Raw genomic sequence first — 11,076 nt, forward strand, 5'->3', positions numbered from 1 at the left:
CGTGTCGGTTAAAACAGAAAGGACGTCGCGCCTTCGGGGCGCGACGTCCTTTCGCGTTTTCGGCCTATTCGACGGCGCGGCCGATGATTGCGGCGGGGGTCAGGCTACGGCCCGCCCCATCGACGGCCGGCTTGAATTCGCCGGTCTCGGGGTCGCGCAAAAGCAGCTCGCCGCGCGCGATGCCGAAATGGGCGCCGTGCAGGGCGAGCCGGCCGCTCTCGACCCGCGTGCGCACAAACGGGAAGGTCATCAGGTTCTTCAGGCTCTGCGCGACCATCGAGTATTCGAGCCGGGTCAGGAAGTCCGGCGCCTCCGGGTCGCCCGCCATGGCGGCGGCGGGCTCGACCAGCGAGACCCAGCTCCCGATGAAATTGCCCTTCGAGAGGGGCTTGGCGGGATTGGCGTAGGCCTTGATGCCGCCGCAGGTGGCGTGCCCCAGCACGACGATGTGCTTGACCTCGAGGCCCTCGACGGCGAACTCGATGGCGGCCGAGGTGCCGTGGTAGTCGCCGCCCGTCTCGTGGGGGGGCACGATGTTGGCGACGTTGCGGACTACGAAGAGCTCGCCGGGGCCGGTGTCGAAGATGACCTCGGGCGAGACGCGGCTATCGCAGCAGCTGATCATCAGCACTTCCGGGCTCTGGCCATCGGCCAACTTGGCGTAGCGCTTGGCCTCGTCGGTGAGGCGTCCGTCGATGAACGAGCGGTAGCCGGCCTTCAGCGTCTCTGGAAACATGGAATGGTCCTCACTCATGGGGGTCGTGACTCACGGGTGTCTGGGACGGACGTCGTAAGGTGACGCCCGTCTCGCGTGACGGGCGATCTGGGTGGCTTGCGATCGCACGGCAAGCCGGATGGCTAGGGTTGCTCCCGCCAGTTTAGGACGACGGGCGTGGGGGGTATCGTCCCGGCTATGATGTCGCGGGCGACCGCCGCCAGTCCCTCCGGCTCGATCCGCTCGGACGTGGCCTCGAGTTCGGCCAAAGTCCACCAACGGGTTCCCAGAACCGGGTTGTCCTCGGTCTCGGCGAGCCGGCTCGTGTCCACGGTCGCATCGGGCAGGTGGACGACGAAATAGCGCTCGCGGGCATCGCGCGAGGTTCGGAAGTGGTGGAAGGGGCCGTCGCACGCGGCGACCTGCGGCCCGATCTCGATCCCGGTCACCCCGATCTCCTCGGAGAGTTCGCGGCGGCAGGCCTCGACATGGTTCTCGCCCGGTTCCAGCCCGCCGCCGGGCATGAACCAGAAGGTGCGATCATCTGGCCGCGCCGGATCGATCGGTCGCACGGCCTCGTAGGCGATGAGCAGCAGGCGCTGGTCCGGGTCGAACACCAAGGCTCGGGCGATGTCGCGAACGGGTAGATCCTGCGTCATATCGTACCCCAAGATCTCGTAACCCAAGTCAGGACTTCGCTTTAGCAGGGAAATCGTCCGGAGCCAGGGGCGGGCCGGCGGCCCGGGCCGGCATCCAGATCACGATCGGTAGACCCGCCGCGTCGCGCCCCGGCGGATCGGGCAGGGGGATCGCGCATCCCGCCAGGATATCGCGGGCCACGACGAGGCCGGCCAGGGCGTCGAGATGATCGTCGGCCCCGATGCCCGCCGGACGGGCCGCGATCAGACCGGCCGGCAAGCCGGCGGCGGCGAGGAGGGCGCGACGCTCGGCGAGGCCGTCCTGGCGCGCGGGCCCCTTCTTGCCCGCCGTGAGGGCCTGCCCGCTGTTGAGGCTGTGGAACGCGATCTCGGGATGGACCTCGTGCAGTCGCATCATCAGCTCGGGCCGCGCGCGCAGGAGCGCATCGACCTCGCGGACGTAGCCCAGAATGTTCCAGCACTGGATCGAGGGGGCGAAGGGAGGCGTGCTGTGCGCCCGCGACAGGGTCTTGGCCTCCGCGTAGGTCTGGGCATGGACCGCCGCGCGGGCCGGCACCGGGAACACGCTGGCCCGGCCCCGGCCGAGATACGCCCGCGCCGCGCGGTCGGCCGCGCGTCCGCCCCCCGTCACGTGGCTGTCGAGCCCGATGGGGATGTCGATCCCGACGCTGAGGGGGGCCTCCGGCGCGTCGAGCAGGTCGGCGACGCGGGCGAAGCGCGCTGTCCGGTAGCGGGTCGGGTCGTCGAGGTCGAGGAGCACGCCCGCCCAGGCGCCGCGGCAGCCGTCGAGGCCACCGATCCAGCGCGTCATCGGCTCGCTCCCGCGTTCGGCCGCGCACGCAGGCCCGCGAACCGGATCCGGCCTGGCCCGTTGTCGCTGCTCGGGGCCGCCGCTGCCGGCGGCCGGTGAAACGGGAATGCATTCATGGACATCGCCGTCGACAAGGTCACCGAGATCATCCTGCGCGTGCGCGCCGTCGATGTGAAGGAAGGGGCGACCGATCCCGATTCCGGCTCGAACCCCACCGATGACGGTGCCACCGACGTGCTGATCTCGGGCACCAACGATGCCACCGAGGAGGAGTTGCGCGCGATGATCGGCGCCCTCAACGACGACGAGCGCGCCGACCTCCTGGCGCTCCTCTATATCGGCCGCGGGGATATGGAGCCGGAGGAGTGGGCCGACGCGGTTCGCTTCGCCCGCGAGCGCGAGGCGGCGGGCGAGGGCGCCGCCCACGAGATCCTGGGGATTCCGAACGCGGGCGACCTTCTCGAGGAAGGCATGTCCAACCTCGGCATCACGCCGGACCTTCCGCAGGCCTGAGCCCTGCATCCAGGATCGGTTCCGCGCGGCGGAACCGATCTCCAGGACCGCCCTGGGCAAGATGGGGAATTCGGTCGCTATCGGCAGGGCAATGCGGTCGCGGTGTCGGCGACCAGACCCGCAGTGTCGCGCAGGCTCTCGGGCTGGTTCGGGTCCAGCGACACCGCCTCCGCTTCTCGATGCAGGCGATCGTTGCAGGCACAGGTGGCGATCTGACCGCGCGGGGGCGAGCACATGTCATGGTGCATGCAGGCTACGTCCAGTGCATCGATCGGCGGGCGCGGGCTTCGATTTCCAGGTCCGCAGTAATTACCATGAATGAGGAAGGTGCCGCGCTCGGTATCGACGAACGGCATCTCCTGGGCCCGGGCCGGGAGAGTCAGGGCGCTTGACAGAAGCGCAATGAAAGCTGCGTTCGCCAGAAGAGCGCGAAGAAATTGATAAAAGTTACCTGTATTCATCGTGGATGCCTCATCCTCGTGCCCCATCGCGCCCTCGTGGACGAAGATGGTGCAGCTTGGCGATGTGCCAAGCACCCTATTGTCCGATCGTGATGGTGGCGCGACGGCATTCCTGGTCATCCTGTGCATCGAACGATCCCGGTCCACCCGCCTGGCGTCCCCCCGGAGGACTGGAGCTGATCCGGGGTGAATCGTCCGGCGAACCGTGTCGGTGTGCCAGCGCAGCCGGTCGCTCACGCGCGAGGGAAAAAGCCCAGCGATTGCGCGGCCGGACCCCGCCATCCACACCGTTAACCTTTTCTTAACCCGCCGATTGCCGTGCAACGCCTGCCATGGGACATTCGTTAACAGAAGCTTAACGGGACCAGCGGCGGTCATGCGGTACGGAATTTCCCAGCGTTTCCCGACCCTCAAGGGCCGTCTCGCCGCCCTCGGCGGGGCCGTGCTCCTCGCCGGCCTCACCCTGGCGCCGGGCGCCAGTGCGCAGACCCTGGCGTCCCTGCCCACGGTGCCGAGCACCATCACGGCCGGTGCGCCAGCCCGGGCGATCGCCGCCTGGGTGGATTTCTGCCAGAGCTACGCGACCGAATGCGCCGTCAACACCGCCGAGCCGGCGCAGATCACCCTGACGCCCGCCATCTGGAACACCATCGTGTCGGTGAACCGCCGGGTGAACAAGTCCCTGCGGGCCGTCACCGACATGGAGCACCTGAACGTCGCCGATCGCTGGGATCTGGCCGAGGACGGGTCGGGTGACTGCGAGGACTTCCAGCTTCTCAAGCGCAAGTTCCTGGCCGAGGCCGGCCTGCCGCGCCGGGCGATGCGGATGACGGTCGTCATCGACGAGAAGGGCGAGGGCCACGCCGTCCTGACCCTGATCACCGACCGGGGCGACCTCGTCCTCGACAACAAGACCAGCGCCGTGCTCCCCTGGCGCCAGACCGGCTACACCTTCATCAAGCGCGAGAGCCAGAGCGCGGTCGGCTGGGTCTCCCTCGGCCGCGCCACTTCGCCCGTCACGACCGCCAACCGCTAAACGTCCCGGAACGGGACTGGGGACAATGCGCGCTTTAAGGCCGGGTTAAGCTTGGCCGCGCGAGGGTGACCGGGTTCGGGAAGCCTCGCCATGACGATCCGCGACCGCGCCTTGCCCGCGCTCTCTCTCCTCTGTCTGATCTTGTTCTCGGGTAGCGCCTCGGCCGAGGGCCAACCGGGCGTGGCGGACCGCCACGGCGCCTGGCGCGCCTGCCTGCACCGGAACTTCGCCCTGCAGGTCGCCCTCTCCAGCCGGGTCATCGCGGCGGATTCCGCCCTGCGGGCCTGCCGCCCGAGCGAGCAGGCCTATCTCGCCGCACTCTCCACCTCGCCCCTCGTCGACGGCGACGACGTCGCCCGCGTCCGCCCGGCCCTGATCCTGCGGGCGAAAGGCTGGCTCCTCGATGGCGGCGCTTCCCGCCCGCTCTGACGCGGCGCGGGAAATCGGGATCAGCCGAAGGATTTGCGGGGATCGAAGGCGTCGCGCACGGCTTCGCCGGCGAAGACCAGCAGGCTGAGCATCACCGCCACCACGAAGAACCCGGTGAGTCCGAGCCAGGGCGCCTGGATGTTGTCCTTGCCCTGGGCCAGGAGCTCGCCCAGCGAGGCCGAGCCCGGAGGCAGCCCGAAGCCGAGGAAGTCGAGGGAGGTCAGCGTCCCGATCGACCCGTTGAGGACGAAGGGCAGGAACGTCAGCGTCGCCACCATGGCGTTGGGCAGGAGATGCCGGCTCATGATGCGGATGTTCGACAGGCCCAGGGCCCGGGCGGCGCGCACGTACTCGAAGTTGCGGGCGCGCAGGAATTCGGCGCGCACGACGCCCACGAGGGATACCCACGAGAACAGCAGCAGGATGCCCAGCAGCACGAAGAAGCCCGGCTCGATGAAGGCCGAGATGATGATGATGAGGTAGAGGGTCGGGATACCGCTCCAGACCTCGATGAAGCGCTGCAGGGCGAGATCGACCCAGCCGCCGAAATAGCCCTGTACCGCCCCGGCGACGACGCCGATCGCCGACGAGATCAGGGCCAGGATCAGCCCGAACAGCACCGAGATGCGAAAGCCGTAGATGATGCGCGCCAGCACGTCGCGGGTGGTGTTATCGGTCCCGAGCCAGTGCGTCTCAAGCTCGGTGCAGGTCTTGCCCACGTTCTGGCACTGCGCCTCCGTCAGCATCCAGGTCGGCGGAGACGGGGAGGGGGTCGGCAGGCCGTCGATGATGGTGTCGTAGGAATAGGGGATCGGCGGCCAGATTGCCCAGCCGTTGTCTGCGATCTCCTTGCGCGTCTCCGCCGAGCGGTAATTCGGCCGGGCGTAGAAGCCGCCGAACTTCTCGTCCGGGTAGTCGATGACCACCGGAAACAGGATCTCGCCCTTGTACGAGACCACCAGGGGCCGGTCGTTGGCGATGAACTCGGCGAACAGACTCGTGACGAACAAGCCCGTGAAGATCAGGAACGACCAGTAGCCGAGCCGGTTACGCCGGAAGTTCGCGAGCCGCCGCCGGTTGAGCGGCGACAGGCCGCGGTGCGGCGGAGGCAGGGCGACCGCCTGGGCCATGTCGGGACGCGCGACCTCGTTCATCGGGCGCCCCTCGTGCCGCCGTTCAGCCGTCGATGCGCGTCGCCGTGCCTTCGATCTCGTTCGGGCGCAGGCCGCCGTGGCGCTCGAGGTGGCGCCGCAGCAGACGCACGTTGCGCCGGTTGGCCTTGAAGGCCGCATCGAACAGGTCGCCCGCGAGCGGCACGGCGCCGAGCGCCCCATCCGCCGCGATGTTCAGGGCCATCCGGGCGATGAGCCAGCGCGGCGCTCCGAGCCGGCGCGCCTCCACCACGATGTAGGAGGCCAGCAGCATGCCGGCCACGTCCCCCACCACCGGCACGAGGCCGACTAGCGCGTCGAGGCCCACGCGCCGGTTGATGCCCGGGATCACGAAGGCCGAGTCCATCAGGTGCGCGAACGCCTCCAGGCGCAGCAGCGTCGCCTCGCGATCGTCCGCCTTCGGGCGGAAGCGGGTGGTGACACCGGCGGTCTGGGTGAAGTCCATGGTCGGGCTCCGGGGCAAGTCCAGCCTGTGGGATCGGCGCGGCGTGGTCATGCGCCAGGATGTGGCCCCGGCCCCGCGCACCCGCAAGCGCCGTCCGCGCGAACCCGCCCATCAGGCCGCCTGCCGCGCGACGGTGGCGAGCCGATCGAGGGCCCGGTCGAGGACATCGTCTGCCTTGGCGAAGCACAGCCGCATCAAGTGGCGCACGGAGGCATCGGGGTAGAATGCGCTGATCGGGATCGCCGCGACGCCGTGCCGGCGCACCAGGTCGTCGCAGAACGCGACATCGTCGTTGCAGCCGAGCGGCGCGAGATCGACGTTGAGGAAGTAGGTCCCGTGCGAGGGCAGCACTCGGAAGCCCCGTGCGGCCAGGCCCGTCGCGAGGTGGTCGCGGGAGGCGGCGAAGCGCGCGCGCATGCCGGTGAAGTAGGCGTCGTCCTTGGCCAGACCGTAGGCCACCGCCTCCTGCAGGGCGGGGGGCGTCGTGAAGGTGAGGAACTGGTGGGCATTGGCCACTACGCGCAGAAGGGCCGGCGCCGCCATCACGAAGCCGACCTTCCAGCCCGTGAGGCCGAAGATCTTGCCGGCCGAGCCGATCTTCACCGTCCGGTCGCGCATGCCGGGCAGCGCCATCAGGGGGATGTGCCGGGCGCCGTCGAAGACGATGTGCTCCCAGACCTCGTCGCAGATCGCCACCACGTCGTGACGCGTGCAGAAGGACGCCAGCAGCGCCAGGTCCTCGCGGCCGAAGATCGTCGCGCTGGGGTTGAGGGGGTTGTTGAGGACCACGAGCTTGGTCCGGTCCGAGAACGCCTCCGCGAGGGCGTCCGCGTCGAGCCGGAAATGCGGTGGCTGAAGCGGCACGATGCGGGCGACGCCGCCGGCCCGGCGCACCAGCGGCAGATAGGCGTCGTAGAGGGGCGCGAACAGCACGACCTCGTCGCCCGGCGCGATCAGGGCGAGCAGGGCCGCGGCGATGGCCTCGGTGGCTCCCGAGGTGACCATCACCTCCGCCGCCGGATCGAGGTCCAGCTCCTGGTGATGCGCGTAATGCGCCGCGATCGCCCGGCGTAAGCCCGGCAGGCCCATCATCGGCGGGTACTGGTTGTCGCCGTGCAGGATGGCCTCGGCGGCTCGGCGCCGGACATCCTCCGGTCCCGGATCATCGGGAAAACCCTGGCCCAGGTTGATCGCGCCGAGTTCGCGGGCAAGGCCCGACATCACCGTGAAGATGGTCGTCGGCAGATCGGCGAGGACGGGATTCATGGGGCGCGGGGGCTCGAGGGATGGTGCGGGCTCTGGCCGGGGTGGCGTAGCACGACGCCTCGCGGCCACGAAATGTGCGGCCGCGCACCCGGCCGCGCCGGCCAGGATCGATGTCGACTGACGATTATTGACAATCATCAGCCATCACGTATCTCTGAGACACGGCTGGAGCGGTGATTGCCAGCGCGGGACTTCGCCCCCTCGTTCCGTTCACGTTGTCACCGTTCCGGTCCGTCCTCGAAGAGGCCGTCGCCTTCCCTGGCGACGGCCTTTTTCGCGTGCGCGCCGAACCGGTTTCCACAGGGACCGCACCACGCCGGCACCCCGCCTCCCGCCAGCAACACGGGGGAAACCCGAAGGCCCCACTGGAGTCGCATTGGTCCCTCAGAAGGAGTGCCATGCCGCGCCGCGTTCTCATTTCGAAGCCTCGTTTGGGCGTCTTGGCCCGTGCGGGACGGGTCTCGGCGCGTGCGGGATCGGAAGACGCCGCGCCGCGCGCGTGCCGCGACCGTTTCGATGGGGTGCGACCTCGCTCGATGCTGTCGCTGACCGGTCGGCGCGCTTATCTTGAGGACAATGCGGCAAGCCCGGGCGGCAGGGCCGGATGGAGGAGGGACCAGACTCGTTGGTCTCATGTGAGGATGCCGTGAGACATTCCAGCGCGTCACGCCGTTTCCGACACACCGCGATCATCAGGCCATGAACGAAACCTCGCCCATCCGAACCGAGACCGCGCGGGAATATCCCGGGGCGATGCCGGCCGACACGCGCGCCGCGCCGCCCGTCCGGCGCCGCAGCCGGGCAGGCCTCTGGTTCGTCGTGCTCCTGATCCTGGCGGGTGCCGGTTATGCCGGCTACCGCTTCTATCTGGCACCGAAATCCGGCACCGAGGTCGCCGCGACGTCCGGGCGCGGCAAGGGCGCCGGACGCGGCGGGCATGCCGAACCACCCCAGGCGGTGGGCATCGCCACGGTCGCGCCGGGCGACGTGCCGATCGTGCTGGCCGGCCTCGGCACCGTGACCCCGCTCGCCACCGTGACGGTGCGCTCGCAGATCAGCGGCTATCTTACCGAGATCGGTTTTCGCGAGGGCCAGACCGTGAAGAAGGGCGACTTCCTCGCCCAGATCGATTCCCGGCCCTACGAGGCTCAGCTTGCCCAGTACCAGGGCCAACTCATGCGCGACCAGGCGCTGCTGCAGAACTCGAAGCTCGACCTCGCCCGCTTCCAGCGCCTCTCCCAGCAGGATTCGATCTCGAAGCAGAACGTCGACACGCAAGGAGCCCTCGTGAAGCAGAACGAGGGCACGGTGGCGGCAGACCAGGCCCTCGTCGACCAGCAGAAGCTCAACATCACCTACACCCGCATCGTCTCGCCGGTGGAAGGCCGCGTGGGCCTGCGCCAGATCGACCAGGGCAACTACATCACCGCCGCCTCGACCAGCATCGTGGTGGTCACGCAGTTGCATCCGATCTCGGTGATCTTCACGCTGCCGGAGGACGACGTCGCGCGGGTGATGCGGCGGGTCCGCGCGGGCGCGAAGCTCGCGGTGACAGCCTACGATCGGGGCGACACCAACGCCATCGCCACCGGCGTCCTCGACACGGTAGACAACCAGATCGACACCACAACCGGCACCGTGAAGCTGCGGGCGATCTTCGAGAACCAGGACGACGCGCTGTTCCCGAACCAGTTCGTCAACGCCAAGCTCACCGTCGATACCGTGCGCGCCGCACCGATCGTCCCAACTGCGGCGATCCTGCGCGGCACGCCGGGCACCTACGTCTACCTCATGCAGGGCGACGACAAGGTGGTGGTCCGCCCGGTCAAGCTCGGCGAGGCAGACGGCCCGCGGACGGTGGTCACGGAGGGCCTGAGCAACGGCGACCGCGTGGTCGTGGACGGCACCGACCGCCTGCGCGATGGCGCGCCGGTGCGCATCACCGAGGAGGGCGGCAAAACCCGGGGCGCCCCCAATCGGGACGGCGCCCCGGCCGAGGCCCAGGCGACTCCGTCCGCCGCGCCAGTCACGCAGGGCGAGAAGCCCGACGCGGCCAAGGCGGATGCCGTCGCCCCCGAGGGCCAGAAGCGCGAGCGCCGCCGGCAACGGTCCGCCGAGTGATGCCACAGGTTCGGACCATGATGGCCGCTTTGACAGGAACGTGGAGCGCAGGTCCCCTCTCCTGGAAGGAGAGGGCCAGGGTGAGGTGTGTGGATTGTCCGGAGATGTCACACACTACACCCCAACCTTCTCCTTCCAGGAGAGGGACCCCGTCGCGAGCCTTCGAGGGACGAGGCCTCCTCGCGATGATCGATCCGAGATGGTCTGGATCTCGAGACATGCGGTCGAGTGAGTTTCTCGCCCGATGAACCCGTCTCGCCTCTTCATCCTGCGCCCGGTCGCCACCACGCTGTTCATGCTGGCGATCCTGCTCGTCGGCATGGTGTCATATCTGAACCTGCCGGTCTCGGCCTTGCCGTCGGTCGATTACCCGACGATCCAGATCCAGACCTTCTATCCGGGCGCCAGCCCCGAGGTGATGACCTCGGCGGTGACGGCTCCCCTTGAACGGCAGTTCGGACAGCTCGCCAACCTGAACCAGATGACCTCGCAGAGTTCGGCCGGCGCCTCGGTCATCACCCTGCAGTTCAGCCTGGATCTGCCCCTCGACATCGCCGAACAGCAGGTCCAGGCGGCGATCAACGCGGCCGGCAACCTCCTGCCTTCAGACCTGCCCGCGCCCCCGATCTACGCCAAGGTCAACCCGGCCGACGCGCCGATCCTGACCCTGGCCCTGACCTCCAAGACCTTGCCGCTGACCGAGGTGCGCGACCTCGCCGAGACTCGGCTGGCGCAGAAGATTTCCCAGGTGGCCGGCGTCGGCCTCGTCAGCACCGGCGGCGGCCAGCGCCCCGCCGTGCGCATCCGCTTCAACGCGCGCGCACTCGCGGCTTACGGCCTCAACATCGACGACCTGCGCACCACGGTCACCAACCTCAACGTCAACACGCCGAAGGGCACCATCGACGGGCCGACCCAGTCGTACGCGATCAACGCCAACGACCAGATCCGCGACCCGAAGGCCTATGACGACGCGATCATCGCCTACAAGAACGGCGCGCCGGTCCGGCTCTCGGACGTGGCCGACGTGGTCAACGGCCCCGAGAACACCAAGCTCGGCGCCTGGATGGACGAGACGCCGGCTGTCATCCTGAACATCCAGCGCCAGCCCGGCGCCAACGTCATCGCCACCGTCGACAAGATCAAGGCGCTGCTGCCCCAGCTCCAGGCGACCCTGCCGGCCGCCATCACGGTGACCGTGCTCACCGACCGCACCACCACCATCCGCGCCTCGGTGCACGACGTGCAGGTGGAACTGGCGCTTGCCATCGGCCTCGTGGTGCTGGTGATCTTCCTGTTCCTGCGCAGCGTCTCCGCCACCCTGATCCCGAGCCTGTCGGTGCCCCTCTCCCTGATCGGCTCGCTCGCGATCATGGACCTCTACGGCTTCTCCCTGGACAACCTCTCGCTGATGGCGCTCACCATCGCGACCGGCTTCGTGGTCGACG

Annotated in this window: 12 protein-coding genes; 5 read left to right on the top strand and 7 right to left on the bottom strand. The window is 68.8% G+C overall.

Translation table 11 applies throughout. The features are described 5' to 3' along the window. Positions 1-64: 64 nt before the first annotated feature. From MFF30_RS10275 to MFF30_RS10285, 3 genes are all read right to left on the bottom strand, one after another. Positions 65-736, bottom strand: a complete 672-nt coding sequence (locus MFF30_RS10275; RefSeq protein ID WP_238279252.1) for a carbonic anhydrase — start codon at positions 734-736, stop codon at positions 65-67. Positions 737-858: 122 nt separating this feature from the next. After that, complete coding sequence (locus tag MFF30_RS10280) at positions 859-1,374, bottom strand: NUDIX hydrolase (protein ID WP_238279253.1); 516 nt, start codon at positions 1,372-1,374, stop codon at positions 859-861. 28 nt (positions 1,375-1,402) lie between these two features. Then, complete coding sequence (locus tag MFF30_RS10285) at positions 1,403-2,185, bottom strand: DUF429 domain-containing protein (RefSeq protein ID WP_238279254.1); 783 nt, start codon at positions 2,183-2,185, stop codon at positions 1,403-1,405. Between the two features lie 114 nt (positions 2,186-2,299). On the opposite strand from MFF30_RS10285, the gene MFF30_RS10290 reads away from it, so the two are divergent. Continuing rightward, positions 2,300-2,698 (top strand): DUF3775 domain-containing protein, encoded by a 399-nt coding sequence (locus tag MFF30_RS10290; protein WP_238279255.1) that lies wholly within the window; start codon positions 2,300-2,302, stop codon positions 2,696-2,698. Positions 2,699-2,775: 77 nt separating this feature from the next. Here the strand turns inward: MFF30_RS10290 and MFF30_RS10295 are convergent, their stop codons facing one another. Next, entirely contained in the window at positions 2,776-3,234 is a 459-nt protein-coding gene (locus MFF30_RS10295; protein ID WP_238279256.1) for a phospholipase A2 family protein, read from the bottom strand. Positions 3,235-3,535: 301 nt separating this feature from the next. Here MFF30_RS10295 and MFF30_RS10300 point away from each other — a divergent pair, with 301 nt between their 5' ends. Further along, positions 3,536-4,195, top strand: a complete 660-nt coding sequence (locus tag MFF30_RS10300; RefSeq protein ID WP_238279257.1) for a transglutaminase-like cysteine peptidase — start codon at positions 3,536-3,538, stop codon at positions 4,193-4,195. Positions 4,196-4,285: 90 nt separating this feature from the next. Continuing rightward, positions 4,286-4,624, top strand: a complete 339-nt coding sequence (locus MFF30_RS10305; protein WP_238279258.1) for a hypothetical protein — start codon at positions 4,286-4,288, stop codon at positions 4,622-4,624. A gap of 20 nt (positions 4,625-4,644) precedes the next feature. On the opposite strand, the gene MFF30_RS10310 is transcribed toward MFF30_RS10305, so the two are convergent. From MFF30_RS10310 to MFF30_RS10320, 3 genes are all read right to left on the bottom strand, one after another. Continuing rightward, a complete protein-coding gene (locus tag MFF30_RS10310) occupies positions 4,645-5,778 on the bottom strand; it encodes an ABC transporter permease (RefSeq protein ID WP_238279259.1) in 1,134 nt (377 codons plus the stop codon). A 22-nt stretch (positions 5,779-5,800) separates the two neighbouring features. Next, positions 5,801-6,241 carry a DUF4112 domain-containing protein gene (locus MFF30_RS10315; protein WP_238279260.1) on the bottom strand — a complete coding sequence of 147 codons (441 nt, stop codon included), beginning with the start codon at positions 6,239-6,241 and terminating at the stop codon, positions 5,801-5,803. Positions 6,242-6,352: 111 nt separating this feature from the next. Then, a complete protein-coding gene (locus MFF30_RS10320; protein WP_238279261.1) occupies positions 6,353-7,507 on the bottom strand; it encodes an aminotransferase in 1,155 nt (384 codons plus the stop codon). 699 nt (positions 7,508-8,206) lie between these two features. Here MFF30_RS10320 and MFF30_RS10325 point away from each other — a divergent pair. Then, positions 8,207-9,628 carry an MdtA/MuxA family multidrug efflux RND transporter periplasmic adaptor subunit gene (locus tag MFF30_RS10325; RefSeq protein ID WP_238279262.1) on the top strand — a complete coding sequence of 474 codons (1,422 nt, stop codon included), beginning with the start codon at positions 8,207-8,209 and terminating at the stop codon, positions 9,626-9,628. Between the two features lie 244 nt (positions 9,629-9,872). Further along, positions 9,873-11,076, top strand: a 1,204-nt coding sequence (locus MFF30_RS10330; protein WP_238279263.1) for an efflux RND transporter permease subunit, incomplete at its 3' end; no start/stop codon positions are given.

It is taken from the genome of Methylobacterium goesingense (assembly GCF_022179225.1).
In the GTDB taxonomy this organism is placed as follows: Bacteria; Pseudomonadota; Alphaproteobacteria; order Rhizobiales; family Beijerinckiaceae; genus Methylobacterium; species Methylobacterium goesingense.

What these genes read in the sequence shown, in the direction of transcription:
- MFF30_RS10275 (WP_238279252.1), bottom strand. Translation starts at nt 736, where the DNA reads ATGTTTCCAGAGACGCTGAAGGCCGGCTACCGCTCGTTCATCGACGGA.
- MFF30_RS10285 (WP_238279254.1), bottom strand. Translation starts at nt 2,185, where the DNA reads ATGACGCGCTGGATCGGTGGCCTCGACGGCTGCCGCGGCGCCTGGGCG.
- MFF30_RS10325 (WP_238279262.1), top strand. Translation starts at nt 8,207, where the DNA reads ATGAACGAAACCTCGCCCATCCGAACCGAGACCGCGCGGGAATATCCC.
- MFF30_RS10290 (WP_238279255.1), top strand. Translation starts at nt 2,300, where the DNA reads ATGGACATCGCCGTCGACAAGGTCACCGAGATCATCCTGCGCGTGCGC.
- MFF30_RS10305 (WP_238279258.1), top strand. Translation starts at nt 4,286, where the DNA reads ATGACGATCCGCGACCGCGCCTTGCCCGCGCTCTCTCTCCTCTGTCTG.
- MFF30_RS10280 (WP_238279253.1), bottom strand. Translation starts at nt 1,374, where the DNA reads ATGACGCAGGATCTACCCGTTCGCGACATCGCCCGAGCCTTGGTGTTC.
- MFF30_RS10320 (WP_238279261.1), bottom strand. Translation starts at nt 7,507, where the DNA reads ATGAATCCCGTCCTCGCCGATCTGCCGACGACCATCTTCACGGTGATG.
- MFF30_RS10315 (WP_238279260.1), bottom strand. Translation starts at nt 6,241, where the DNA reads ATGGACTTCACCCAGACCGCCGGTGTCACCACCCGCTTCCGCCCGAAG.
- MFF30_RS10300 (WP_238279257.1), top strand. Translation starts at nt 3,536, where the DNA reads ATGCGGTACGGAATTTCCCAGCGTTTCCCGACCCTCAAGGGCCGTCTC.
- MFF30_RS10310 (WP_238279259.1), bottom strand. Translation starts at nt 5,778, where the DNA reads ATGAACGAGGTCGCGCGTCCCGACATGGCCCAGGCGGTCGCCCTGCCT.